The organism is Roseibium sp. JB4-4 (assembly GCF_055693425.1).
The window spans coordinates 4,258,583-4,284,237 of record NZ_CM146333.1 but is presented as its reverse complement, the minus strand read 5'-3'; the positions used below and the strand labels follow the sequence as shown (position 1 = coordinate 4,284,237).

General features: G+C 56.4%; 20 protein-coding genes. 8 read left to right on the top strand and 12 right to left on the bottom strand.

The window, feature by feature from the left end:
* Positions 1–79: 79 nt before the first annotated feature.
* The 5 genes from ACZ1HV_RS20180 to iolG form a co-directional block, all read right to left on the bottom strand.
* Positions 80–754, bottom strand: a complete 675-nt coding sequence (locus ACZ1HV_RS20180) for a DsbA family oxidoreductase (protein ID WP_472716114.1) — start codon at positions 752–754, stop codon at positions 80–82.
* Positions 755–776: 22 nt separating this feature from the next.
* A complete protein-coding gene (locus ACZ1HV_RS20175) occupies positions 777–2,675 on the bottom strand; it encodes a monovalent cation:proton antiporter-2 (CPA2) family protein (RefSeq protein WP_472716113.1) in 1,899 nt (632 codons plus the stop codon).
* Complete coding sequence (locus tag ACZ1HV_RS20170) at positions 2,675–3,283, bottom strand: NAD(P)H-dependent oxidoreductase (RefSeq protein WP_472718473.1); 609 nt, start codon at positions 3,281–3,283, stop codon at positions 2,675–2,677. Before ACZ1HV_RS20170 ends, ACZ1HV_RS20175 begins: the two co-directional genes overlap by 1 nt.
* Positions 3,284–3,579: 296 nt before the next feature.
* On the bottom strand, positions 3,580–4,701 hold the full coding sequence (locus ACZ1HV_RS20165; RefSeq protein ID WP_472716112.1) for a Gfo/Idh/MocA family protein: 1,122 nt from the start codon (positions 4,699–4,701) through the stop codon (positions 3,580–3,582).
* 87 nt (positions 4,702–4,788) lie between these two features.
* Positions 4,789–5,790, bottom strand: a complete 1,002-nt coding sequence (gene iolG / locus ACZ1HV_RS20160) for an inositol 2-dehydrogenase (protein ID WP_472716111.1) — start codon at positions 5,788–5,790, stop codon at positions 4,789–4,791.
* A 117-nt stretch (positions 5,791–5,907) separates the two neighbouring features.
* Between iolG and ACZ1HV_RS20155 the strand changes: the two genes are divergently transcribed.
* The 8 genes from ACZ1HV_RS20155 (at position 5,908) to iolB (ending at position 15,505) form a co-directional block, all read left to right on the top strand.
* Complete coding sequence (locus tag ACZ1HV_RS20155) at positions 5,908–6,750, top strand: MurR/RpiR family transcriptional regulator (RefSeq protein ID WP_472716110.1); 843 nt, start codon at positions 5,908–5,910, stop codon at positions 6,748–6,750.
* A gap of 142 nt (positions 6,751–6,892) precedes the next feature.
* Entirely contained in the window at positions 6,893–7,834 is a 942-nt protein-coding gene (locus ACZ1HV_RS20150; RefSeq protein ID WP_298967017.1) for a sugar ABC transporter substrate-binding protein, read from the top strand.
* A gap of 193 nt (positions 7,835–8,027) precedes the next feature.
* Positions 8,028–9,161, top strand: coding sequence for an ABC transporter permease (locus ACZ1HV_RS20145; RefSeq protein WP_298967015.1), 1,134 nt, complete (start codon positions 8,028–8,030; stop codon positions 9,159–9,161).
* A gap of 1 nt (position 9,162) precedes the next feature.
* Positions 9,163–9,954 carry an ATP-binding cassette domain-containing protein gene (locus ACZ1HV_RS20140; protein WP_298967012.1) on the top strand — a complete coding sequence of 264 codons (792 nt, stop codon included), beginning with the start codon at positions 9,163–9,165 and terminating at the stop codon, positions 9,952–9,954.
* A gap of 31 nt (positions 9,955–9,985) precedes the next feature.
* On the top strand, positions 9,986–11,932 hold the full coding sequence (locus ACZ1HV_RS20135) for a bifunctional 5-dehydro-2-deoxygluconokinase/5-dehydro-2-deoxyphosphogluconate aldolase (RefSeq protein ID WP_472716109.1): 1,947 nt from the start codon (positions 9,986–9,988) through the stop codon (positions 11,930–11,932).
* On the top strand, positions 11,929–13,767 hold the full coding sequence (gene iolD, locus ACZ1HV_RS20130; RefSeq protein ID WP_472716108.1) for a 3D-(3,5/4)-trihydroxycyclohexane-1,2-dione acylhydrolase (decyclizing): 1,839 nt from the start codon (positions 11,929–11,931) through the stop codon (positions 13,765–13,767). Before ACZ1HV_RS20135 ends, iolD begins: the two co-directional genes overlap by 4 nt.
* A 23-nt stretch (positions 13,768–13,790) precedes the next feature.
* Complete coding sequence (gene iolE / locus ACZ1HV_RS20125; RefSeq protein WP_298820143.1) at positions 13,791–14,687, top strand: myo-inosose-2 dehydratase; 897 nt, start codon at positions 13,791–13,793, stop codon at positions 14,685–14,687.
* On the top strand, positions 14,684–15,505 hold the full coding sequence (gene iolB / locus ACZ1HV_RS20120) for a 5-deoxy-glucuronate isomerase (protein WP_298961157.1): 822 nt from the start codon (positions 14,684–14,686) through the stop codon (positions 15,503–15,505). The genes iolE and iolB overlap by 4 nt, the downstream gene beginning before the upstream one ends.
* A gap of 111 nt (positions 15,506–15,616) precedes the next feature.
* Here iolB and ACZ1HV_RS20115 read toward each other — a convergent pair whose 3' ends face one another.
* The 7 genes from ACZ1HV_RS20115 to ACZ1HV_RS20085 form a co-directional block, all read right to left on the bottom strand.
* Positions 15,617–17,797 (bottom strand): methyl-accepting chemotaxis protein, encoded by a 2,181-nt coding sequence (locus ACZ1HV_RS20115; protein ID WP_472716107.1) that lies wholly within the window; start codon positions 17,795–17,797, stop codon positions 15,617–15,619.
* Between the two features lie 206 nt (positions 17,798–18,003).
* Positions 18,004–18,912: a sugar kinase gene (locus ACZ1HV_RS20110; protein ID WP_472716106.1), complete on the bottom strand. Its 909-nt coding sequence runs from the start codon at positions 18,910–18,912 to the stop codon at positions 18,004–18,006.
* Between the two features lie 333 nt (positions 18,913–19,245).
* A complete protein-coding gene (locus tag ACZ1HV_RS20105) occupies positions 19,246–20,031 on the bottom strand; it encodes a DeoR/GlpR family DNA-binding transcription regulator (protein ID WP_298820135.1) in 786 nt (261 codons plus the stop codon).
* A gap of 474 nt (positions 20,032–20,505) precedes the next feature.
* The gene (locus ACZ1HV_RS20100; RefSeq protein WP_298820134.1) at positions 20,506–21,597 is read right to left on the bottom strand and encodes an ABC transporter ATP-binding protein; all 1,092 of its coding nucleotides are present in this window, start codon (positions 21,595–21,597) and stop codon (positions 20,506–20,508) included.
* Positions 21,598–21,630: 33 nt separating this feature from the next.
* Positions 21,631–22,779 (bottom strand): carbohydrate ABC transporter permease, encoded by a 1,149-nt coding sequence (locus tag ACZ1HV_RS20095; protein WP_298820132.1) that lies wholly within the window; start codon positions 22,777–22,779, stop codon positions 21,631–21,633.
* Positions 22,779–24,020 (bottom strand): carbohydrate ABC transporter permease, encoded by a 1,242-nt coding sequence (locus tag ACZ1HV_RS20090; RefSeq protein WP_298820128.1) that lies wholly within the window; start codon positions 24,018–24,020, stop codon positions 22,779–22,781. Before ACZ1HV_RS20090 ends, ACZ1HV_RS20095 begins: the two co-directional genes overlap by 1 nt.
* Before the next feature lie 140 nt (positions 24,021–24,160).
* Positions 24,161–25,528: an ABC transporter substrate-binding protein gene (locus ACZ1HV_RS20085; RefSeq protein WP_298820126.1), complete on the bottom strand. Its 1,368-nt coding sequence runs from the start codon at positions 25,526–25,528 to the stop codon at positions 24,161–24,163.
* Positions 25,529–25,655: the final 127 nt, after the last annotated feature.

Below are 25,655 nucleotides of genomic sequence, written 5' to 3'. Positions count from 1 at the left end.
TTGGACCGGCTGAAATTTGCAACGGCATAAGGAAGCCGTGTCCATCAAGGTGTGCAACGCGAATATCCGGGTAGTCTCTTCACTGAGCGGCCTGCCCGGTCACCAGCTGCTGGATGATCGAGGCGTAGTTCTCGGTTCCCTGCGCACCGCTGACCAGGTGTTTGCGATCAAAGATAACCGCGGGAACGCCGTGTATACCGTTTCCGGTCCAGAATGCCTCTTCCTGACGGACTGTTTCCGCAAAGCGGCCGTCCTGCAAAACGTCCAGCGCCTCGCTGCGGTCCAATCCGATATCAGCCGCCACATCGGCAATCACCTCATCGTTGTTTAGGTCCTTCCGCTCCTGAAAATAGGCCTGGAACAACGCCATCTTGAGCTGGTGTTCCTTGCCTTGCGGTCCTGACCAGTGAATGAGTTGATGAGCCTTGAAGGTGTTGACCATGCGCATGTCATCGGTGAAGCGAAACTCAAAACCAAGTCCTTTGCCGATATCCGTCAGCCGTTCGCGCGCGGCATTGGACTGCTCCTCTGAGGAACCGTATTTGCGCATGATATGCTCCCTGAGGTTCTCACCGTCCAAAGCCATTTCCGGATTGAGTTCAAACGGGTGCCACTTGACGGCTGCTGAAACGCCGGTTTGCGCGATGGCCTGTTCGAGTTGCTTGAAGCCGACAACGCACCACGGGCAAACCACGTCGGAAACGATATCGATTTGCAAAACTGGATCAGTTTCCTGACCGGTTGCGTCTGTCATCAGGTTTCTCCTTTACGACCATTTACAAGGTCGCATCACCTTTCGGCGGTGGGTTCCAGCCCCGTTCCGTGCGTTCGTGCCGTTCGTCGCCGCGGTCAACCCGCATGATTTCAAACAGCGTATCGGAATGGGCGCGCATCGCATCGATATAGGATGTGTCGACGCCGCCGTCATTGTAGTTGGCGCGAAGATCGTCGAGCATCGCGAGATCGTGATGACGAAACTCCTGAGCCTTGGTCCGTGCCCGGAAGGGGTGGCGCCCAAGTTCGGTGAAGGCTCTGCGGCCAAGTGCCAAGGCCCCCTCGAAGACTTCACGTTCGGCATAGTGCGCACCGGCATTTTCAAGCTCATAGACATGATGCCGGTCTCTTGCCCGCGCCAGGATCTTCACCCTGGGATAGGTCTTGGCGACGTGTTCAACCATCAGAGTTTGCTTGTCGCGATCATCGACGGCGGCAATGAAAAGATCCGCATCCTCGAGCCCGGCACCATGCAAAAGGTCCGGCCGTGTCGCATCCCCATAGAATGTCCGAATGCCGATCCGGGAAAGATTGTCGATTGTTTGAGGATCATGATCGAGAATGACCACATCATATCCGCTGGTCAGAAGCATGCGGGAAACGATCTGTCCAAATCGCCCCATTCCGGCAACGACCACCCGCCCTCGGCTGTCGATCTTGTCCGGCTCCCGGTCCGAGGTTGCCACCGCACGCGGCGCGACCACTTTTTCGTAGAAAATGAAAAGAGCGGGAGTAAGAACCATCGATATGGCGACCACGAGCGTCATCGTCTGGAGAATGCCCGTTTCCAGGACACCGCTGCCGGCTGCAAATCCGAATAGGACAAAGGCAAATTCACCGGCCTGCGCCAACCCGAGCGCAAACAGCCAACGATCGGCGCCCTTGAGCTTGAAGATCGTGCCGAGTGCGAAGAGCAGAGCGAACTTGACCGAAAGCAGCCCGACGGCAAGTCCGAAGATCGTCAACGGCGCGCCGAACAACAATCCGAAGTCGATGCCTGCGCCGACTGTCAGGAAAAACAATCCGAGCAACAGACCCTTGAAGGGTTCAATGTCAGCTTCAAGCTCATGACGGTAGTCGCTGTCGGACAGAACGACGCCGGCCAGAAACGTTCCGAGGGCGGGCGAAAGGCCGACAAAATCCATCAGGAGCGCAATTCCAATCACAAGCAGAAGCGCGGTTGCCGTGAAGATTTCCCGCAGACGCGCTTCGGCAATGAAACGGAAAACGGGTCGCAGCAGGTGGCGGCCGGCAATTATGATCGCCGCAATGACAGCAAGAATGATCAACGCTTGCGCCCAACCGGGTAGTGAGGCGAGTGCCTCACCGCCATGCGCGGCGGCATCGCCATGGCTATCGGACCCATGCGCCTCGTCATGGCCAATACCGTTGCCGGCAGCCAGGAGCGGCAGAACAGCCAGCATCGGAATAACGGCGATATCCTGGGTCAAGAGGACGGAAAACGAACTCTGACCGCCCTGGGTTTTCATCCACCCCTTTTCGTTCAGTGTTTGCAGAACGATTGCGGTTGAGGAAAGCGCCAGGATCATTCCAAGAGCAACCGCGCTTTGCCAGGACAGCCCGAAGAGGTAGCCGATCCCTGTGAAGACAGCAGTTGTGCCGACGACCTGAAGACCGCCAAGGCCAATCAGTTGCTGGCGCATTTTCCAGAGTATTGCCGGCCGCAGCTCCAGCCCGACCAGAAACAGCATCATCACGACGCCAAACTCTGCAAAGTGTTGAACGTCGGCTGTTTCCTTCCCGACAATTCCCAGGATCGGGCCAATCACGACACCTGCTATCAGGTATCCAAGGACGGAACCAAGGCCGAGCCGGTTGGCAATTGGTACAGCAATGACGGCTGCACACAAATAAACGAAAGCGTCGCCTAAGAGACCCATCAGACGACCTCCCCTTTTAGGATGAAATCGTCCAGGACATCTGTCAGCACGGACGCATGAGTGGCCTTGTCCAGATCAAGCCGGTCCGCGACAAGGGCTTTCAGAAGGTCGTCATAGCCGTTGCGGTGTATGTCCAGCCTGTTGTCTTCCTGTGCACGGCCTGCGCCATACATCACAAATGGAGCCAGATAACGCATGCCGCAAAGGTCGGCGGTCTTTTCAAACGGCGCCAACAGGCTGCGCAGATCAGCGTGGTTCATCCCCTCTGTGGAGTAAGCTTCGGACATCGCACCTGCGGTGATCGCATTCATGAATGCTTTGCCGTGAAGAGCCTTGCCGTGGAGGCCGTATGCAAACCCGTGTTCCAGAACCAGATCCTGCCATTCCTTCATGATCGAAGGGGCGGAATACCAATAGAGTGGATGTTGGAAGACAACCACATCATGTGCGATCAACTGGGCTTGCTCGCTGTCGACATCGATGCTGAAATCGGGATATCTGGCGTAAAGATCGACCGCCGTGACACCTTGAACATTCTGCGCAGTTTCAAAGAGGGGCAGATTCACCTCGGACCGATCGGGCCTGGGATGAGCAAACAGAACTAGCACTTTGGCCAAAGGCAACTCCCGATAGGCGAATGGAGATCCAGGCGGGTCGCACCCGCCCGTCAGTTGGGCTTCATGAAAATGTATAGCGCCTGAGCCTGGATAGACAAACCTCAGGCCTTAGGCACGTCACTGGCGAACCGTTCCGCGTTTGCCTTCCTGAAAACGGTCTCGTACGCACTTCCTCGGAAAACTGCCGGGGGCTCTGGATCATCGGAAATTCAAATCGGCTCGATTGAACAAGTTCTGACTTCAGAAAGCCAGATCAACCCAGCCCGACACGGTGCTGAAAAAAGACTTCAAAGCTTCACGCGTTTGCCGGTTGCGCCGGACTCGGCAATCGCGTGGATCACGCTTTCGAAATGAAGCGCTTCTGAAAACGACGGCGATGCGGGGCGGTCATCCTGAATCGCACGCAACAGCTCGTTGGCTTCAATCACCTTGAGATCGTTGAATCCAAGTTGATGACCGGGGGCCGGAACGAACTGACCGTAAGGTGGATGCGCAGGTCCGCTCAACAGTGTCTTGAACCCCTGCTCGGACTGTGGGCCTTTGTTCTGGTAGAGCCGCAACTCGTTCATACGTTCCTGATCGAACGTGATCATGCCTTCCGTGCCATGCACCTCGAAGGAGATGTAGCTCTTGCGGCCCCACGCGCTGCGGGAAGTCGAAACGACACCGTGCACACCATTTGCAAAGGTCAACAGGGCCGACGCAATGTCTTCATTCTCGACGGGCCTGCGCTCGTCTGACCCATCTCCCATCGGTCGGGTCACGTGGACGGTCTTGGTCTCCGCGACCAGATTGTCGATCGGACCGACCATGGCAACCGCCAGCGAGATCAGATGACAGCCGAGGTCTCCAAGTGTACCTAGCCCTGCCCCTTCCTTGGTGGCCCGCCAGGTCCAGGCAAGATCGGGATCTGCCTGATAATCTTCATCGACCATGCCACGGAAATGTACAATTCGGCCGATGGCCCCGTCCGCAATCAATTTGCGTGCGTGTGCAATTGCCGGATTGTGGAGATAGTTGTAGCCGACGATCGTCTTGGCACCTGTTTTGTTCGCCAGTTCCAGCATTGCCGTCGCGTCCTGCAACGTCAGTGCCATCGGCTTTTCCAGATGCACGTGCTTGCCGGCTTCCAGCGCGGCCATCGCCATATCCTTGTGCACCTTGTTCGGTGTCGTGATGCAGACAATGTCGACCTTGGGATCGCCAATCAGATTTTCCCAGTGGTCCGTAGAGCGCTTAAACCCAAACTGTTTGCCAAGTGTCTCCGCCTTGTCCGCCGGAACATCGCACAATACCTCCAGCCGAATATCGGGAACGCCGCCGAAGACAGCTTTCACCGATCCATAGGCGAGCGCATGACACTTGCCCATGAAGCCTGTGCCGATCAGACCAATGCCGAGCGTATCCATGTCCCGGTTCTCCTGAAAATTCTGTTGCCGAGTTTGATGACAATTTGTGCCGACACGTCTCTTGAACGGGGGCGAAACCAGCAGTCCTTATTGGATTTCGTCAGTTCCAACCGCTCGCCGTTCTGCCACGGATTTCAATGCAGCTTCACCCAAAATCAGCGACTTCAGCCCATCTTCACCGGTTGGCGATGGTGCCGTCCCGTTTTCGATGGCTTCGACAAATGCCTTGATTTCAGCGGCATAGGCCTCGGTATAACGCGTCATGAAAAAGTCGTGCAAAGGCGGGCGCAGATATCCGTCTGCGGTTGCGACCTCGATGGAAACCGGCCGCTGGTTCTCCGCGGAAACAGCTCCCTTGGAACCATGCACTTCGATCCGCTGATCGTATCCGTAGGTCGCACGGCGTGAGTTGGATATCGAGCATTGTTTGCCGGACGCAGTCGTCAGCACGATGGTTGCGCTGTCGTAGTCGCCAAGCTTGCCGATTTCAGGATCGACCAGAACCGAACCGGTTGCATAAACGGTGGTGAATTCTTCACCGAGCAGGAATCTTGCCATATCGAAGTCGTGAACAGCCATATCGCGGAATATCCCACCCGAAGACTGGATGTATCCCGGTGGTGGTGCGCCTGGGTCACGTGATGTGATCTGTACCATCTCGACATCGCCGATACGGCCTCCCACGATAGCGTCGCGAACAGCAGAAAAATGAGGGTCAAAACGACGATTGAAGCCCAACATGAGTGTCGCACCATGGTCTTCAACCGTCTTGAGGCAGGATTTGACCCGCTCAATGGACAGGTCAATCGGCTTTTCGCAAAAGATCGCCTTCCCGGCTTTTGCAAACTGTTCGATCAGATCCGCATGTGTATCTGTAGGCGTACAAATGATCACTGCATCGACATCACTGGCTGTTGCAATCTCATCAATCGTTGCAACGCGTGCCTGATAGGCTAGTGCAAGTGCTTCTGCAGCTTCCGGAAATGCGTCGGCGACGGCAACCAGCATGGCTCCGTCAACCGCGTCGATGGCCTTGGCGTGCACCTTGCCAATCCGTCCTGCTCCCAGCAGAGCGACCTGAGTTGCCATTTGTTTTCCTCCCGGATGGACGGCAGCACGCGAGTGGATCCAACGGCTTGCCAATTTAGAATAAAAATTCCAAAATCACTTTACACGGAATGTGTCAAGCAGGAAAAGAAGAAATAGATGAACGATATGAGCCCGGAGCCGCTTTCTGCAACCACTGCCCCTGAAACAATCGACGGGTTCTTCAAACGGCTGGGCGGATCCGCAGACCGGCTTCCCAAGCGGCTCAAGCAGTTTGCCGATTTCATTGCAGCAAATCCGGACCGTGTCGCCGTTTCAACAGTTGCCGAACTTGCAGAAGGAGCTGACGTTCAACCCTCTGCCGTCATGCGATTTTGCCAGGAGATGGGGTTCTCGGGCTTCTCGCAGATGCAGAAATTGTTTCGCTCGCACTATTCCCAGAAATGGCCCGATTATGCGACCAGACTCGCCAAGCTTCGCGACCACGGCACCGAGTCTCCTTCTGCCTTGCTTGCTGAGTTTGTCGAGGTCGGAAGAGCCTCGCTGGAAAACCTGCTGACGACCGTGGATTCTGCGGCTCTACAACAGGCGGTCGATGTGCTTTCCCGCGCGGAAACAATTCACATGATCGGTTTTCGCCGCGCCTTTCCGGTCACCTCCTATCTTGCGTATGCATTTGAGAAAATGGATGTTCCGGCGGTCCTCCATTCCGGCATCGCCAATATCAACATGGAACACCTGATCCGGCCCAACGATGCGGTCATAGCGGTGACCTTTGCACCCTATACGGAAATGACAATCGACATGGCCACCAGCGCCCGCGCATCAGGGGCCGATATCGTGGCAATCACGGACGTGGTCACAAGCCCGCTCGCCCGTCTGAAGGCCATCCAGCTGCTTGTCTCCGAACTTGATGTCGGCGCCTTTCGCGCATTGTCCGCGAGCCTGTCCCTGGCGATTGCTCTGGCAGTCTCTGTTGGAGCCGAACGAAACCGGAAATGACATTTTTGGAAAATTTCTGTTGCAATGAGAAAAAAATAGAATTTAAATTCCAAAAGTGGCTTTTAGATCTCAAGCCACACCGAGTTATGAAATCGCGGGCAGAAAGATGTCTGAACCGCGAGGTTTGTTTTGGGAGGAACTTATGAAGAAGACATTGATCGCCTTTGCGACGGCCGCGATTGCGTTTACGGGACTGAGCGGCACTGCGGTTGCGGATGGTGAGCGTTTTGTTCTTGTCAGCCATGCGCCGGACAGCGACAGCTGGTGGAACACGATCAAGAACGGTCTTGCGCTTGCCGGTGAGCATGTTGGTGCTGAGGTTGAGTATCGCAATCCGCCGACAGGCGACATTGCGGACATGGCGCGCATCATCGAGCAGGCTGCTGCATCCAACCCGGACGGCATCATCACCACGCTTGCCGATCCTGACGTTTTGTCCGGGCCGATCCAGAACGCGGTTGCCAAGGGTGTTCCCGTGATCATCATCAACTCCGGCACGCCTGAGCAGGCAGCCGATGTCGGTGCGCTGATGTATGTCGGCCAGCCTGAGTATGATGCCGGTCTTGCAGCCGGTCAGCGCGCCAAGCGTGATGGCGTTGGCTCGTTTCTGTGTGTCAACCACGTTGTTTCCAACCCTGTGGTTGGCGAGCGCTGCCGCGGCTTTGCCGACGGTCTGGGTGTGGATCTGGGCACCAGCATGATCGACAGTGGCCAGGATCCGGCCGAGATCAAGAACAAGGTCAAGGCGTATCTTCTGGCCAACCCGGACACCGAAGCTGTCCTGACGCTCGGCCCGACCTCCGCGGACCCGACCATCCAGGCGCTTCAGGAAATGGGCAAAGCCGGCGACATCTACTTCGGCACCTTTGATCTGGGCACCGAGATCGTCAAGGCGATCAAGGACGGCACCATTCAGTGGGGCATTGACCAGCAGCCGTTCCTGCAGGCCTACCTGCCGGTGATCGTTCTGGCCAACTACCAGCGCTATGGTGTGCTTCCGGGCAACAACATCAACTCCGGCCCGGGGTTCATCACCAAGGACGCTCTGGCGAAGGTTGAAGAATTCGCCGGCGAGTACCGCTAAGGCAGTGGCCGCCCGAGCGGTCGACTGGAGAGGCGGTTCCCCCGCCTCTCCCTTCTTAAGAACGTAACCCAAGCGCTCCTTTATCGAAGTCGAGCGCGCTTCATCCGGAACATTGTTCTGCGGCCGGGCCGCATGGAAGCGGGCCTATCCTGCTTCACAAGGCGGCCGGCCACACGGCACGCAGGAGGACATCATGGCTGAGACCCAAACGGCAGCCCCACCAGAACCAGAGAAAGACGAACGCGTCCGCGAGATGTCTCGCATGCGCAAGGCGTTGATCCGCCCAGAGCTCGGCGCCATTTGCGGCACCATTCTCGTATTCATGTTTTTCCTCGGCATTGCCAGCGACAGCGGCATGTTCGCCGCCGAGGGCATCATCAACTGGGGCACCGTTTCCGCCCAGTTCGCCATCATCGCCGTCGGCGCCTGCCTGTTGATGATCGCCGGCGAGTTCGACCTGTCCGTCGGCTCCATGATCGGCTTTTCCGGCATCATCATCGCTCTCATGAGCGTGCAGTGGGGCTTTCCCGTCTGGTTTGCCATTCTGGTCGCCTTCGCCCTGTCCCTTTGCATTGGCGCCCTCAACGGCTATCTGGTCATCAAGACCGGCCTGCCCTCCTTCATCGTCACCCTCGCCTTTCTCTATATCCTGCGCGGCCTGACGATCTTCATTGCCATTGCCACCACCCGCAAGACCATCATCGGTGGCGTCAAGGATATTGCCGAGGGCGATCCGATCGCCTGGCTGTTCGGCGGCAAGGTCTTTTCCGGGGTGTTCGTCTGGCTGGCGGATCTGGGCCTTGTCGGCACCTTCGTGGCCGGCCCCAAGGCCGGTCTGCCCGTGGTCGAGGGCATTCCCATGCTGATGATCTGGGCCATTGCCCTCATCGTCTTCGGCCACATTCTTCTGACCCGTACCCGCTTCGGCAACTGGATCTTTGCCTCCGGCGGGGATGCACAGGCCGCCCGCTATGTCGGCGTGCCGGTCAGCCAGGTGAAGATCTCCATGTTCATGTTCACCGCCTTCTGCGCCACCGTCTTTGCCACCTGTCAGGTGATGGAGTTCGGCTCGGCGGCCGCCGACCGCGGTCTGTTGAAGGAGTTCGAGGCGATCATCTCCGTGGTCATCGGCGGCGCGCTTCTGACCGGCGGCTACGGCTCGGTCATCGGGGCCGCCCTGGGCGCGCTGATCTTCGGCGTCGTCCAGCAGGGCCTGTTCTTTGCCGGCGTGGAGAGTTCGCTCTTCCGGGTGTTCCTCGGGGTGATCCTGCTGCTTGCCGTGATCCTCAACACCTATATCCGCCGCATGATCACAGGAGAACGTTGAGATGCCCGATGCAAACACAGCTCCCCTGATCGAACTGGTCGACATCGAGAAGCATTTCGGCCCGGTGATTGCCCTCAACGGCGTCTCCGTCTCCGTCAAGGCCGGCGAGTGCCACTGCCTGCTCGGCGACAACGGCGCCGGCAAGTCCACCTTCATCAAGACCATGTCCGGCGTGCACAAGCCCACCCGCGGCAAGATCCTGATCGATGGCAAGGAGATCAGCTTCTCAACGCCCCGCGATGCCATGGAGGCCGGCATTGCAACGGTCTACCAGGATCTGGCGATGATCCCGCTGATGTCGGTGACCCGGAACTTCTGGATGGGCCGCGAACCCAGAAAGAGCGTCGGTCCGTTCAAGTTCTTCGACTTTGCCGAGGCCAACGAGGTCACCCTGACCGAGATGGCCAAGATGGGCATTCACCTGCGCTCGCCCGACCAGGCCGTCGGCACCCTGTCGGGCGGTGAGCGCCAGACGGTCGCCATCTCCAGGGCGGTTTATTTCGGGGCAAAGGTCCTCATTCTCGATGAGCCGACATCCGCCCTCGGTGTGCGCCAGACCTCCAATGTGCTCGCAACAATCGACAAGGTCCGCAAAAAAGGCATCGGCGTCGTCTTCATCACCCACAATGTCCGCCATGCCATGGCCGTCGGAGACCGCTTCACAGTCCTCAACCGGGGAAAAACACTCGGAACAGCTGAGCGCGGAGACATCAAGGCAGAAGAACTACAGGAAATGATGGCAGGCGGACAGGAACTCGCCCAACTCGAAGGCTCACTCGGCGGTACGGTTTGAAGAGCAGTCTCGCAACGGACGGAATGCACACGTGAAAAAACTCGATGTCATCACGATCGGCCGGTCTTCGGTCGATCTTTATGGAGCCCAGGTGGGTGGCCGCTTGGAGGACATGTCGTCCTTCAACAAATATATCGGCGGTTCGCCCACCAACATGGCGACGGGCACAGCCCGTCTGGGCCTAAAGTCCGGTTTGATTACCCGGGTTGGCGACGAGCACATGGGCCGCTTTGTCCGGGAGGAGCTGGAACGCCACGGGGTCAACACCCAAGGTGTCATCACCGACCCGGACCGGTTGACAGCGCTCGTTCTTCTGGGAATTCGCGATCAGGAACAGTTCCCGCTGATTTTCTACCGTGAGAACTGCGCGGATATGGCGCTCTGTGAGGACGACATCGACCCGGACTTCATTGCCTCCGCCAAAGCTGTTGTTGCGACCGGCACACATTTGAGCCACCCCAAGACCGAAGCAGCAGTCCTGAAGGCGCTGAAACTGGCGCGTGAATCGGGTGGCAAGACGGCCCTCGACATTGACTACAGGCCAAATCTCTGGGGCCTCTCAGGTCACGGCGACGGCGAGAACCGCTTCATCGCCTCAGATGAAGTCACCGCAAAACTGCAATCGACCCTGAACCTGTTTGACTTGATTGTCGGGACGGAAGAAGAGTTTCACATTGCCGGCGGCACGACAGATACGTTGCAGGCCCTGAGGAATGTCAGAGCGGTATCCAGGGCAACGCTCGTCTGCAAACGCGGCCCCATGGGCGCCGTCGCTTTTGAAGAGGACATTCCCTCAAGCCTCGATGACGGCATCTCCGGGCCAGGTTTCCCGATCGAAGTGTTCAATGTGCTGGGGGCCGGCGACGGTTTCATGTCCGGTCTTCTCAAAGGCTGGATCACAGGCTGCGACTGGGTCACATCCCTGACTTATGCCAACGCTTGCGGCGCTTTCGCAGTCTCCAGACACGGCTGCACGCCAGCCTACCCCAGCTGGGAAGAACTTCAGTTCTTCATCAAGCGCGGCGTCAAGGACAAGGCCTTGCGCAAAGACAAGGAACTGGACCAGATCCACTGGGCCACCAACCGGCACACCTCCCATGGTGGTGACTGGTCCACCATGCGCGTTTTTGCATTTGATCACAGGATACAGCTGGAACAGATGGCGGATGAAGCCGGTGTTACGCACGAGCATCTGGGGTTTTTCAAGAACCTGTGTCTCGATGCGGCGCTCAAGGTGGCAGATGGAAAACCCGGCTACGGCATTTTGTGCGACAGCCGGCTCGGCCGCGATGCCCTCTATAAAGCCGCCGGCACAGGACTGTGGATCGGACATCCTGTTGAATGGCCAGCCTCCCGCCCGTTGAGCCTGGAGCCGGAGATTGGTCCCGATTTCGGCGGCCTGGCCGAATGGCCGTCAGAACATGTCGTCAAGGTGCTGTGCTTCTATCATCCAGACGACGCCGATGACTTGAGGGCGCGGCAGGAAGATGTCTTGAAACGTCTCTTTGCCGCGTGCAGGCGAAATGGTCTGGAACTTCTTTTGGAGATTATTCCATCAAAGGTTGGCACCGTTGATAATGACACGACCGCTAAAGTCATTCGACGTATCTATGAGGTAGGCATTTATCCAGACTGGTGGAAGCTTGAACCCCTGACGACAAAAGAGGCCTGGTCGCGCGCTTGCACGGCGATTACCGACAACGATCCGAATACGCGCGGCATCGTCATCCTCGGATTGGATGCACCTGAAGACCAGCTGGCTGCAAGCTTTTCGGAAGCGGCACAGTTTGATCTCGTCAAGGGCTTTGCTGTCGGTAGAACCATATTTGCCGATGCGGCGCGCAAATGGCTTGCCGGTGAACTTGGCAATGAAGACGCCGTCGCCGAGATGAGCAAACGCTTTGAGCGCCTTTGCCAAATCTGGGACAAAGCACGCGCGCACTCGCAGTCCTCCGAACATCAAGGAATACCTGCATGAACACTCTCCGCCTCACCGCGGCGCAGGCCATGGTCCGATATCTCTCAGCGCAAATGAACGAAGACGGCGAACGTTTCATCGACGGCGTCTGGGCCATATTCGGCCATGGCAATGTCGCAGGCCTTGGCGAAGCGTTGGAGCAAGCCGGCAACACGATGCCGACCTGGCGTGGCCAGAATGAGCAGACCATGGCGCACACGGCCATCGCATATGCCAAGGCAAAGCGGCGCAGACGCGCAATGGCGGTCACATCCTCGATTGGACCGGGCGCAACCAACATGGTCACCGCAGCAGCACTTGCGCATGTCAATCGCCTGCCGGTTCTGTTGATCCCTGGCGACATCTTTGCAGGGCGCGCGCCGGATCCGGTGCTTCAGCAAGTCGAGGATTTCGACGATGGTACGGTTTCGGCCAATGACTGCTTTCGGCCCGTATCTCGCTATTTCGACAGGATTGTTCGCCCTGAGCAGCTGCTCACGGCGCTGCCGCGTGCGCTCCGTGTCTTGACCGATCCAGCCGATTGCGGTCCTGTCACGCTGTCCTTCTGTCAGGACACTCAGGCCGAAGCCTTCGACTACCCTGAAAGCTTCTTTGAGCCCAAGGTCTGGCGTATCCGGCGTCCCGAACCTGACAGCAGGGATGTCTCTGACGTCGCAGCCCTGATCGAGGCCGCTGAACGCCCGGTGCTGGTTTGCGGCGGCGGTGTCGTGTATTCGCAGGCCGAAGAAACGCTTGCCGATTTCGCCACCCGCCACGCCATACCCATTATCGAAACCCAGGCAGGCAAATCAGCACTGGCCCAGTCTCACCCGATGAACTTTGGGGCTGCCGGGGTCGACGGTGCCGCGTCCGCCAACGAACTGGCGGAAAAAGCCGATCTTGTCATTGGCGTCGGCACGCGGTTTCAGGACTTCACGACCGGTTCGTGGGCGCTGTTCAAAGACCCGAGCCGCAAACTGGTTTCGATAAACGTTCAAGGCTATGACGCGGACAAACACAGCGCGGTCGGTCTTGTCGGTGACGCCAAGGTCTGCCTTGAGCGGCTATCGGCAACGCTCACTGACCACCGATCAGGCGCTTTTGATCCGCAATCCCGTCTCGATTGGCTTGCCAAGGTCGATGCCCACTGCTGCGCTCGGTCCGATGTATCAGAAGATTACCTGCCAATTGATGCGGAGGTGATCGGCGCGGTTCAACGCACTGCAAACGAAAAGACCATCGCCATGTGTGCTGCCGGAACAATGCCGGGTGCGCTCAAGCTTTTATGGCAGGCACCCCAGGGTGGCTATCACATGGAGTATGGCTATTCCTGTATGGGCTACGAAATTGCCGGTGCCATGGGTGTCAAGCTTGCGCAACCCGACCGGGACGTTGTCTGCTTCGTCGGCGACGGCTCTTATATGATGGCCAACTCCGAACTTGCCACAGCTGTCATGCGTCAGGTCCCCTTTACGGTGGTGCTGACCGACAACCGCGGTTTTGGCTGCATCAACCGATTGCAATTGGGGACCGGTGGCGCCGAGTTCAACAATCTTTATCGGAGCGCCAATATTGAAGTGCAGCCCGAGATCGACTTTGTTGCCCATGCAGCTTCCATGGGTGCACATGCGGTAAAGGCGGAGGACATTGCCGACCTGGAAAATCAAATCCTGGCATCTAGGGCCAGGCAGGTTCCTACCGTGATCGTGATCGACACCGATCCGATGCACGGCCCCGGTGAAGCCGGAGGTGGCCATTGGTGGGACGTTGCCGTTCCCGAGGTATCCGCCCGGCCTGAAGTCAAAGAAGCCCGCGAAAACTATCTGGCCGCGCTCAAAGATCAACGCGCCGACTAACCCTCATCAGGGACAAAGAAAACATGATCCTTTACGGCGCCAACCCGATTGCCTGGGCAAACGATGATGACCAGACGCTCGGTGCCCACATTCCCACAGAGCAGATCCTCAAGGAAGCTTCGGCAATCGGTTTTGACGGTATTGAAAACGGACACCGTTGGCCGGATGAACCGGAAGAGCTTAAACAGTTGCTCGGCAGTCATGGCTTGAAGTTCATCTCCGGCTGGTATTCGCTCAACCTCCTAGACCAGTCGGTCGAGGATGAGAAGAAGGCGATCCAGCCGCACCTGGACAAACTGAAGCACAATGGCTGCAAGGTTTGCATAGCCTGCGAAACCTCAAACACCATCCAGGGGTCCGATGTAGACATTTCCACCAGCCCGGTTCTGAGCGCAGAAGAGATGAAAATCTTTGGTGCGAAGGTTGAAGAACTCGCGGCCTTTTGTGCGCAGCAAGGCATTGATCTTGTCTATCATCACCACATGGGAACCGTAGTCGAAACCCTTTCGCAAATCGATGCTTTCATGGCCGCCACCGGCCCATCGACAAAACTGCTTTTTGATGCCGGTCACTGCTATTTCGGCAGCAAGGGTGAGGATCCGGCACCCGTCCTGAGGACCTATATTGACAGGGTCGGCCACTTCCATGCCAAGAACGTACGGCCCGCCGTGATGAAGAATATCCGGGAGAATGGCAAATCCTTCATGGACGGGGTCCGGGCCGGTGTTTTCACAGTGCCGGGCGACGACGAAGGCGGCATAGATTTTCACCCCCTTTTGACGATCCTGAAGGAAGCCGGTTATCGGGGCTGGATTGTCATCGAGGCTGAGCAGGACCCCGAGGTCCACAATCCTTTCAAATACCAGAGCCTTGGTCTTAAGACGCTCAAGGCCATTGCTAACGAATTGGAACTGACATGAGCGACCTTCTGCGAAAACCGTCGGGTACCAATGGCAAGGTTCACGACATCACCGTAGAGAGCGCCAGAGGCCCCAAGTCACAGGATTGGGGATATGTAGGGTTTTCGCTCTATCGCCTCAAAGCAGGCGAGACGGCCAGTGAAACGACAGGAGACCGGGAAGTGATCCTGGTCATGGTCGAAGGAAAGGCCGGTATCTCTGCCGGCGGGAAAGACTTCGGCGAGCAGGGCGAACGCATGAACGTGTTCGAGCAACGGCCGCCGCACAGCGTTTACGTTCCAAACGAAACCAGTTGGTTGGCTACCGCCACGACCGACTGCACCATCGGTGTGTGCACCGCGCCAGGCAAGGGAGGTCATACGGCCAGGGTTTTGCCGGTTCCCGAGAGGGTCACACGTGGCAAAGGTGCGAACACACGGTACATCTATCCAATTGCGATGGAAGAATCCGATGTCGCCGACAGCCTCTTGGTCACTGAAGTATTCACGCCCCCGGGCAACTGGTCGTCCTACCCGCCGCACAGGCACGACGAGGACAATTTTCCGGACATGACCTATCTGGAAGAGACTTACTATCATCGTCTCAACCCGGACCAGGGCTATGGCCACCAACGGGTTTTCACTGAAGACGGAATGCTGGACGAAACCATTTCCATGAACAGTCATGATGTCGTGCTGGTTCCGAAGGGACACCACCCATGCGGCGCACCTTATGGCTATGAAATGTACTATTTGAATGTCATGGCGGGCCCGATGCGCAAATGGCGCTTTCAAAACCATCCAGACCATGACTGGATCGCAGAGCGGGATGCAGGCTGAGACCTCTTAGCGAGACGTCCCGGCAACAAATCCGGCGCGTTCTGAAAAACCGGCAAAAAAAGGGTGCCCGGAGGCACCCTTGATCTTTTCACATCGATGGTCGTCCATCCGTCACGCTGCGCTTCGATCACCGGCCCTGTCACCGGAGACCCTGGCAAGGAAACGCTCGACCTCTTCTGCCAGATTTGAGCTGGCCTCAGAGACGAGATCAGACGCCGAGTTCACGGAAACCGCTTCCTCGGAAGTCTGAAGCACAACGTTCGATACGGATGACATGCTGGTAACGGCATCCCCTGTGCTGTCGCTGGCAGATTTGGCCGAACGGGCAATTTCCAGATTGGCTGCACGCTGTTCTTCGATAGCACCGGCCACAGAACTTGTAAGACTTCTGATCTCATCGACCTTTTCGGCAATATGCCCGATAGCACCGGCTGCATCTTTAACCGAGCCCTGAATACCCGTAATGCGACCCGAGATTTCGTCCGTAGCCTTGGATGTCTGCTCTGCCAGATCCTTGACTTCCGAAGCAACCACCGCAAATCCGCGTCCAGCTTCACCGGCGCGCGCCGCCTCAATGGTCGCGTTGAGGGCAAGCAGATTGGTCTGTTCGGCAATATCCCGGATCAGATTGACAACACTGCCGATGTGTTCGGCAGCATCAGACAGGGTCTGCACATCCTTGTTGGTCGTCTCCGCGGCTTCCACGGTTTCCTGGACAATCCGAGACGTGGTTTCGGTCTGGTTGGCGATTTCCTGAACCGTCGCCGTCATTTCCTCAGTCGCGGCCGCGACCGTGGCAACACTTTCCGAAGCACTTTTTGAGGCGTTGCCGGCAACATCGGATTCCGACCTGGCATTTGTGGCAAGTTCATCAAGTGTCGCGGCTGCTCCACGCATCAGTCCCATCTGATCGGATACTGTGGCCAACCGATCCGACATGGTGCCCTGGAACTCGGAGATGAGCGTTTCCAGGTACTCCTGACGTTCCTGTTCACGATCACGTTCTCCGCGAGCATTGGCTTCCAGTTCCTGCCTCTGGATGGCGTTTTCCTTGAAGACAGTGACGGCATGGCTCATGTCACCGATTTCATCCGTGCGATCCGCGCTTTCAATCTCGACACTCAAATCACCGGCTGCCAATGCACTCATCGCGTTCACCAACCGGTTGATTGGAGACGTAATTGTACGAGCTGCAAACAAACCTGCGACAGCAGCTATCGCAAGCAAGGCCAGGCCGGCCAAAATCATGCGATTGCGCAGCGAAACGACCGGCAAAGACGCTTCCTTATAGGACTGCAAGGCCAAGAGAAGAAACTCGTTGTTCTGATAGTTGAACGTGATGGCCTCTACGTCCATCAATTCACCGCGGTGCAATTCGGCGTAGCCAAAGGCTTCACCATTGGCTCTTGCTTCGTCAATCACCGCGCCTTCAATCTTGGTGGTCAAGATGTCATTGACGTCTGGTGTGTAGGTGGTGTCGTTCCGCATCAAGCCGTCGTCACCGATCAACACAAGTTCACCGGAATTGCCCAGACCTAGGTTGTGGCGCATCAGCTCATTGATCTTGTCAACGGGCATCTGAAACGCCAACACGCCCACGGTGTTATGGTCACCATCAACGACGGGGTGTGCCATGAAACTGGCCGGCGCATCGTAACTGGGGCCGTATGGCGCGAAGTCTTCAAAGGCCACATCGCTGTGCGCCGTTATCGTCATGGCCTTTCGGAACACCTCGCCGAGGTCAGACCCGGCCCATTTGCCGCCATCGGCCTTAAAATTGGTTGCATAGTCCAATTCCTTGAAAACCGAATAGACAAGGTTCCCCTCAGTATCGAACAGAAAGACGTCATAATAGCCTTCATCCTGCTGAAGCTTGTGGAACCATGGATGATATTTGGCATGGACAACATCATAGGCTGAACCTGTCTCAGCCGCGTAAAGCTTGTCTTTCTCTCCGGTCGGGTGCGGATTGTTCGAGATGTAGGCATCCTGGAGTGCGGACTCCAGATTCACCCCATCCTTGGACATTTCCTGCCAAGCGGTCGAAAACTCGTTGACTGCTGCGACCGTTCCCGGGTTCTCCGCTATCAAGACCAGTTGATGCTCAATCGTTTCGAGATACGCACGGATTTCCGCCGAACCGGTCTCAGCCGCTGCCAAAAGCCTTTGCTTGGTCAATTCGTCAATGCTGGCCACAGATGTAAAATAGCTGGCCAACCCGATGCCAACGCCGACAATCGCGGCAGCCCCGACGACCATTGCGGGTATTTTTCTTGCGAGACGGAAAGCCATTTTCGTCCCTTCCTTAGCGGTATTTATGGTTTCATCAGCCCGAAATTCCCAGCTAAGGTAGGGTTAATAATAAAACATAGACTTAACGTTTTCACCTTTAGATAATAATTAGATATTGCAAAAAGTTACAATATACAAAGGTCTGAAACTAGGTAAAGCGCCTTTAATTTCTGACAGTTACGGCGAAGAGAAGGCTATTGCCACCCTCAAGCCGGCTCAAGTATTTTCACCAGCGCACCTCTGTGCTGAATAACCGTTGCCGCCAGTTTTGCTCCAGCTCCAACGCTTGAGGCAACATCTTGCGAGATCAGATAGTCAGCAAGAAAGGCCGCGTTGAAGCTGTCTCCGGCAGCGGTCGTATCCACAATGTTGCGGACAGGTTGCGGCGCGTAGCTTTGAAGCTCACCGCGGCGCGCGCAAACAACGTCTTCGGGGCCGTTTTTGACCACCACCATATCTGCCCCGGCCGCAAGATATCTTTCGGCGCTGTCTGCAGGGGTTGCATCGCCGAAATATTCCAACTCGTCTTCAAAAGACGGCATCACAAAATCACAATGGCCTGCGGCCTCGGTCACGACAGACCGCATGGTTTCGAGGTTTTCCCATAGCCGCGGCCGAAGGTTCGGGTCGAAAGCCACCTTGGCGCCGCTGATACGGGCCGACTTCAAGGCATCCATAAACGCGGAACGGTCCTTCGCCGAAAGGATTGCGAGCGTGATACCACTGAAATAGATCAGCCCCGCTTTCTGGAAAGCCTGTGCAAGATGATCCGGATCGCAGGCCAGACAACGGGCTGCGGATTGCGAACGCCAATAGGCGAAACTCCGTTCGCCATCTTTAAGCTGGATCATGTAAAGACCAACCGTTCGATCCTCAAGTCGTCGGATTTGGTCGGTATTGATATTCGAAGCCTGCAGAAATTCCAGCATCTGATCTGAAACCTGATCGCTGCCGACGCCAGTCAGGTAACTGACGGTCCAGCGTTCAGGCAAAGCCCGCCGGGCATACCAGGCCGTGTTTAATGTGTCTCCGGCGAACCCCATCGAGTAGGTCCCCTCCGCCGTAGGCGCCATTTCAACCATGCATTCGCCAACGGCAAGAAACAGTTTTGACACGGGCTTTTCCTCACAAGCTGGATCCAGGTTTTCCCGGAATTCTGTCATTTTAATCGATTTAAATCTCATATCACAATCACCCCCGTACTCCAATTCTACTTTCGGAAGGGGGAATCGCTTCCGTTTCTTTTCGGAAAAATTCCGAGCGATTGCAACTCCCCGCTTCAATTTGTGGGGACGGCCGAAACTTTCAACAGATTTGAAAAATACGAACTTGATGAGTGCAAAAGCACCAAACCCAATCATGTCACCGCTCTGAAGCGGTCAGCGTTTATAGCTGTCTGCAAGGGGCAGATACCTGACAGTTGCCGCAACATTCCGTTGGGCGGACAATCAAACGCTGGGGGTGCCGGCGACATAGACCCGCGTTTGTGTCCCCTTCAAGCCTGAGAGAATTGCAGGCGGAACCGGGCGATCAGTGAAAATGGCATCGACGTCGCTCAAGACCCCACCGCGCACATGGGCACTGCGCCCGAACTTGCTGTGATCAAGCACCAGATAGGACTTTCGGCAATTGGCGAGGATCGACTGTCGCGCGGCCACCTCGTCTTCATGGAAATCGAGAAGCGTTCCATCTTCATCGACACCGGCAACTCCAAAAATGCCGACATCAACCTTGTAGTTGGAAAAGAAAGCCTGCGCGGCAGATCCAAGCACATCGCGGTCGCCATGCCGCAGACGCCCACCTGCAATAGTCACCTGAAAAGACGGATTGATTGACGCCGAAAAGGCAACATTCAGATTGTTCGTGAAAATCGCCAGTTTTTCATTTGCTGTCAGGGCCTGCATGACAATTTCGGGCGTCGTGCCAATTGAAAATGCAAGAGACGTGTTGTTTTCAATCTTGCTGGCAACAAGATTGGCGATCTGTTGTTTTTCCGGAAGATTTAGGATCTGCCGCGTCGAATAGTGAATGTTGGAGGCAGGTGCCGGTGGTTCAACACCGCCATGCGTTCGTCTGAGAATGCCCAGCTCACACAGGCGGTTCACATCCCGTCTGATTGTCTGTGTAGTCACTTCAAAACGATCGGCGAGTTCTTCAACCGACGCAAAGCCTGCCTTCTGAACGAGATCTGAAATTTCAGACTGACGTTTTGAAATATCTACTTGCCCAAGCATATGCCTATTAACCCGACGCCGTATCGCTCTTTCCGGCATTTGCCGGAATACCCTTCTGAAAGAGCTTGTTGCTGGTTCGAAAAACGAGAGCTTCGAAACCAGATAAATCATGTTCATATGAACCTTATTAGACGCTCATATGAACATGATATGACAGTTTTAGCGCGTCATCACACATGATGACAAACCAAGAATTCACATGACGGGAGTTTCAAGGTCCGGATCAGTCCGAATGAAAAGTCTAAATGGGATTGAGGTACGGCCTAACATGGCGATGGGCAGCATACGGGAGTTTGAAGGTCTCCGCCTTGACGAAGCTGAGCCACATCTTTGCAGCACACCACAAGACCGGAGCCTTATTGTGGCAGCGTCCGCCGAACCTCAATCAGGCGTTAACTGAAGTGCAACGCCCCTCCCCTGTCAGGGAGGGGCGTTGAAAATTGGCTGAAGGCGGATGAAGCCGCAGCTGCCCGATTACCGATAAAGGAACGACTTTCCGTCGGCATCAAACAAGTGCAGCTTTTCTTCGGCAGCCGTCAGCCGAACCTTGGTGCCTCGCTTGATTTCGTGAATACCGGGAAGCTTTGCAATAAGACCCGGATTCCCGTTCTGCGCCTTGAAGTAAAGCACCGTCGTTTCACCGAGTGCCTCAACGATTTCGACATCAGCCGTAACCAGGTAGTCATCGCTTTCCGTGAGCACCAGATCTTCCGGTCGCACACCGAGTTTGACGGTCTTGCCAACATCCGCATCCGTTGATGCAATCGGTACATCGGCATGGCCGCCATCGGTCATCACCACCGAGGTCTGGCCGCCGGCAACTTTGACTGTCGCTTCGATCAGGTTCATGGCCGGTGACCCGATGAACTGCGCGACGAAAGTGTTTGCCGGCCGCTCATAGAGTTCCAAAGGCGCTCCGAACTGCTCGACGTCACCGCCGTGAAGAACCACGATCCGGCTGGCCAGCGTCATGGCCTCCACCTGATCGTGAGTCACGTAGATCATTGTGCTTTCGGGCATGCTTTCCTTGAGCTGGGCAATTTCAATCCGCGTCGCAACCCGCAGCGCTGCGTCAAGGTTTGAAAGCGGCTCATCGAAAAGGAACACCTTCGGGTCACGCACGATCGACCGGCCGATAGCCACCCTTTGACGCTGCCCTCCCGACAGGGCCTTTGGCAATCTGTCCAGATATTGCGTCAGCTGCAATCTGTCTGCAGCGGCACGCACGGCGGTGTCTATCTCGTCTTTCGACTTGCCGGCCAGCTTGAGCGCAAAGGCCATGTTGTCATAGACCGTCATATGCGGATAGAGCGCATAGGACTGGAACACCATTGCGATTCCACGCTGAGCCGGCGGCACGTCATTGACGACCATGTCGCCAATTTCCAGCGTTCCGCCAGTGATGCGTTCAAGGCCTGCAATCATGCGCAGCAAAGTGGATTTCCCGCAGCCTGACGGCCCGACAAATACGATCAGCTCGCCCGGTTCGATCTCCAGGTTGATATTCCTGAGAACTTCCACGGTGCCATAAGACTTGCTGACGTCTTTCAGGGACAACGAAGTCATGCCGGCTCCTCCCGATTGTAGAAAATGTTCATGTTACTTGACCGATCCGGCGAGCAGTCCCCGCACGAGATAACGCTGCATCGCGAAGAACACGATGAGCGGCACGGCGATGGATACGAAGGCCGCAGTTGCCAGAATTTCCCAGTTCCCTCCACGAGTTCCGAGAAGTTCCACGATCTGGTTGGTCATCACGGTTGTCGAACCGGTCGAGTCGATCAGGAACACTTTGGCGACGAGAAGATCGTTCCAGGTCCACAGGAACTGGAAGATCGCGAAAGAAGCCAGCGCAGGAAAACTGAGCGGTAGAATGATCTTCGTGAAAATCTGAAAATCCGTTGCTCCGTCAACCTTGGCATTCTCGATGATGTCTCGCGGCAATCCGACCATGTAGTTTCGGAGCAGATAGACCGCGAGCGGCATTCCGAACGCCGTATGTGCGAGCCAGACACCGAGATAGCCTTTGCCGATGCCGATCTCCAGGTGCAGCCGAAGCAAAGGAATGAGCGCCAGCTGCAACGGCACGACAAGAAAGCCGACAACCGCCGCGATCAGCAGAGCCCGTCCAGGGAACTCCATCCAGGCCAGTGCATAGGCAGCGAAGGCGGCCACAACAATCGGAATGATCGTTGCTGGAATGGTCACGGTAAGGGTGTTGAAGAACGCCTTGGCCATATTGTCCTGGCCGGAACCGGACAACAAAATGGTTTCATAGTTCCCGGTTGTGAAATCCGGAGGCACCGTCGCGGTAATGAAAATACGCTGACCACGGCCGGACAACTGCTTGTCGTCACCACGCCAGACATAATTCCCGTCCGACTCGAGTGTCAGTGTTTCACCGTCCTTCATTTCCGCCGTTTCGCCCGGTTGATACGCTGAGACGTCGCGCGAAGACACGCCCCAGGATCTGATTTCACGCGGGTCACCTTCGAAAATGTTTCCGGTCACGACAAAATTGTCGCCGTCGGCCACACGCGTGTCGTCAGGGTCTGAAGCACGATAGACTTCGTTCTGCTCGGCAGGGAAGAGCGCTGCCCACCAGCCTGAACTCGAAATCTGATCGGCGGTCCGGAAGGACGACACGAACAACCCGACGGTCGGAAACAGCCAGAGCAGGACGAGCGCGGCAACGGAAATCTGCACAGCCCATGTCAGGCCGGATTTTTTTCCAGCGATACTGGCCATCACTTCATCTCCTTGCGGGCGTTGTAGACGTTCCAGACGAGGATCGGTGTGACCAGAACCATAATGATGATCGCACTCGCCGATCCAACGCCCCAATCGTTGGCACGGAAGAGCTTGTCATACATGTAGTTGGCCAGAACTTGGGTTTCCCACTGACCGTTGGTCATGGCAAACACGATGTCGAACACCTTCAGCACTGTCAGCGTGATCGTCGTCCACACGACAACGATCGTTCCCATGATCTGCGGAACCTTGATCCTGAAGAAAACCTGGAACGGGTTGGCCCCATCGATGATCGCTGCCTCGACCGTTTCTTCCGGAATTCCACGCAAGGCCGCTGACAGGATCACCATGGCAAAGCCGGTCTGGATCCAGATAAGAACCACCATCAAGAGAAAGCTGTTCCAGAGCGGGATTGTCAGCCAGGTTTGAGGTTCGCCGTAAGGCAACTGGGTTGTCCAGATACCGAGCAATGAGCTGAGCGACGTCCAGATCAACCAGAGCCCTGCAAGGGCAACAAAAAGGCGCAGCGGCAAAAGCCAGACCGATTTGTCTTCACCCTTTGCGACAATCCCGCGCGCAAAGATCCAGGCCACATAGGCTACGATGCCTGCAAAGGCCAGCAGGACGAGGCTCGGCAGAACCTGAAGAAACAGAACAGATCCGATGCCGCCGTCAAATTTCAACCAGACAGCATTCAAGACGCCGATCTGGTTCTGATCCGCTGGACGCGTATCGTAAATCAGTTTGAAGATCACCGAAGCGCCGACAAACGAGATCGCCATCGGCATGAAAATCAAGGATTTCGCCAGATTGCCCCATTTGATCCGGTCGGTCAGCTGGGCAACAAGCAATCCAAAGGCTGTTGAAGCCGCCGGCACAATGATCAGCCAGAGCATATTGTTCTGAACAGCTTCCCAGAACTTCGGCTCTGCCATCATCTGATGATAGTTGGCAAGGCCGACGAAGGCACCACCCTGATCCCGGTCTGTCAACGACAGGCGCAGCGTCTCAAAAACCGGATAGGCCAGATAGAGCGTGAGCGCGAAGATCGCCGGAAACAGAAACAGCCATGGACGAACCATGTTTGCCCTGTTGATGTTGGATCCTGCTTTCGGTCCTGAAGCAGGAAAGATCAGCTTGTCGAGGATCAGATTTGAAAAATAGAAATATCCCAGGCACCCACCAACGCCGATGACGATGGTTAATAGGCCCAATACTGCTGGATTTTCCGTCAGCACGGCCGTTCCCTCCCATTTGATTATGGGGACACGCCCGGCTTGCCGGGGGCATCCAGTCGCAAGGAACTTTCGGATCGCGGCAATTGCCGCTGATCGGATAAAAAGGCCGACCCCACGAGTGGGCCGGCCATTGGAGGAGCTTACTTGAGAGCGTCCCAGCTGTTCTGGATTTCGCTCGCCACTTCCTTGGCGTCTTTGCCGCCTGTGTAGTCGACCATGCCGGTCCAGAACGTACCGGCGCCAACACCACCAGGCATCAGGTCGGATCCGTCGAAGCGGAAGGTTGTGGCGTTGATGAGGATTTCACCCTGACCGCGCAAAGTGTCGTTGAGATAAGCTTCCAGGTTGACGCCCTTGTGCGGGGTCAGGAAGCCTGTCTGGGCCATCATCACTTCATGTGCCAGCGGCAGCTGGAAGAACTTCATCAGTTCGTTGGTGGCATCGGATGGGCTTGTGATCGCCATCAGAGTACCGCCACCCAGAACCGGGTTTCCGAGGTCTTTCTCGGCATAAGCCGGGAAATAGAAGAAGTCGACATCTGACCCGAATTCAACACCATCGGGAAAGAAAGCCGGAACGAAGGATGCCTGACGGTGCAGGTAGCACTGTGGAGGCGAGGAAAAGAGCCCTTTGGGGCTGTCCCGGAAATCGGTCGACGCAACAGCATTCGCACCGCCGGCGACCTTGGCATCGTCACGCGCGAACCATCCGAACTCTTCAATGGCAGCGACCACGCGCTCGTCATCAAACGGAATTTCGTTTTTGGTCCATTGGTCATAGACATCGGCGGACTGGGTCCGCAGCATCATGTCTTCCACCCAGTCGGTTGCCGGCCAACCCGTGGCTGCACCAGATCCCAGACCGATACACCACGGTGTTTCACCATCCGCAACGATCTGCTCGGTCAATGCTTTGAGGTCTTCCATGGATTCAGGCACTTCATAGCCTGCATCCTCGAAGTTTTCAGGCACATACCAGACAAGGCTCTTTACGTTGACGTTGTAGAAGAAACCATAAAGTTGATCTGCTCCGTCCTTGTCCTGGTAGGTACCAAGATTAACCCAGCTGTCACCGGCACCGTAATTGTCTGCGACCCAGCCACCCATACCTTCAGGCAGCGGCGTCAACAATCCACGGGCTGCCATGTCTGAGGCAAGACCAGGCTGCGGGAAAACGGCGATATTCGGCGCAGCACCCGCTTCGGCATCGATCACAATCTGCTGCTCGAAGGAGTCTGAGCCGGTGTAGATGACTTCAGCGCCGGTTGCTTCGGCGAAATAGGCCAGCACGCTGCGGAAATAGCCATCTTCCGGCTGCAGCCACGGACCGGCGATTGTGACGGTCTGGCCCTTGAGATCAGGAGCGCTTTCCGCCCATTTGTTGTAGCTGTCCCAGTTAAAAGGACCTTCGCCCACCGGGAACTTCAAGTCAGCCGCAGACGCCGCTCCGGCGCCAAAAGCAAGGCTGAGCGCGATACCTGCAGTGCAGGCCATCAAACGAAATTTCATCTCAATCCTCCCAGATTGCCCCTATCCTGGGGCCCTCCATCAAAAGTGGCACAACTCACCACCTGGCAGCAACACCCGCACATCGATGAATGTCGGTAATCCTACCAGAACTGTGCATCCAAACCGC

Coding starts and splice junctions, on each gene's coding strand:
- ACZ1HV_RS20085 (WP_298820126.1), bottom strand. CDS start 25,528: ATGAAATTTCGTTTGATGGCCTGCACTGCAGGTATCGCGCTCAGCCTT.
- iolG (WP_472716111.1), bottom strand. CDS start 5,790: ATGGCAACTCAGGTCGCTCTGCTGGGAGCAGGACGGATTGGCAAGGTG.
- iolE (WP_298820143.1), top strand. CDS start 13,791: ATGATCCTTTACGGCGCCAACCCGATTGCCTGGGCAAACGATGATGAC.
- ACZ1HV_RS20095 (WP_298820132.1), bottom strand. CDS start 22,779: ATGGCCAGTATCGCTGGAAAAAAATCCGGCCTGACATGGGCTGTGCAG.
- ACZ1HV_RS20180 (WP_472716114.1), bottom strand. CDS start 754: ATGACAGACGCAACCGGTCAGGAAACTGATCCAGTTTTGCAAATCGAT.
- ACZ1HV_RS20115 (WP_472716107.1), bottom strand. CDS start 17,797: ATGGCTTTCCGTCTCGCAAGAAAAATACCCGCAATGGTCGTCGGGGCT.
- ACZ1HV_RS20105 (WP_298820135.1), bottom strand. CDS start 20,031: ATGCTTGGGCAAGTAGATATTTCAAAACGTCAGTCTGAAATTTCAGAT.
- ACZ1HV_RS20140 (WP_298967012.1), top strand. CDS start 9,163: ATGCCCGATGCAAACACAGCTCCCCTGATCGAACTGGTCGACATCGAG.
- ACZ1HV_RS20175 (WP_472716113.1), bottom strand. CDS start 2,675: ATGGGTCTCTTAGGCGACGCTTTCGTTTATTTGTGTGCAGCCGTCATT.
- iolD (WP_472716108.1), top strand. CDS start 11,929: ATGAACACTCTCCGCCTCACCGCGGCGCAGGCCATGGTCCGATATCTC.
- ACZ1HV_RS20165 (WP_472716112.1), bottom strand. CDS start 4,701: ATGGATACGCTCGGCATTGGTCTGATCGGCACAGGCTTCATGGGCAAG.
- ACZ1HV_RS20150 (WP_298967017.1), top strand. CDS start 6,893: ATGAAGAAGACATTGATCGCCTTTGCGACGGCCGCGATTGCGTTTACG.
- ACZ1HV_RS20100 (WP_298820134.1), bottom strand. CDS start 21,597: ATGACTTCGTTGTCCCTGAAAGACGTCAGCAAGTCTTATGGCACCGTG.
- iolB (WP_298961157.1), top strand. CDS start 14,684: ATGAGCGACCTTCTGCGAAAACCGTCGGGTACCAATGGCAAGGTTCAC.
- ACZ1HV_RS20155 (WP_472716110.1), top strand. CDS start 5,908: ATGAACGATATGAGCCCGGAGCCGCTTTCTGCAACCACTGCCCCTGAA.
- ACZ1HV_RS20145 (WP_298967015.1), top strand. CDS start 8,028: ATGGCTGAGACCCAAACGGCAGCCCCACCAGAACCAGAGAAAGACGAA.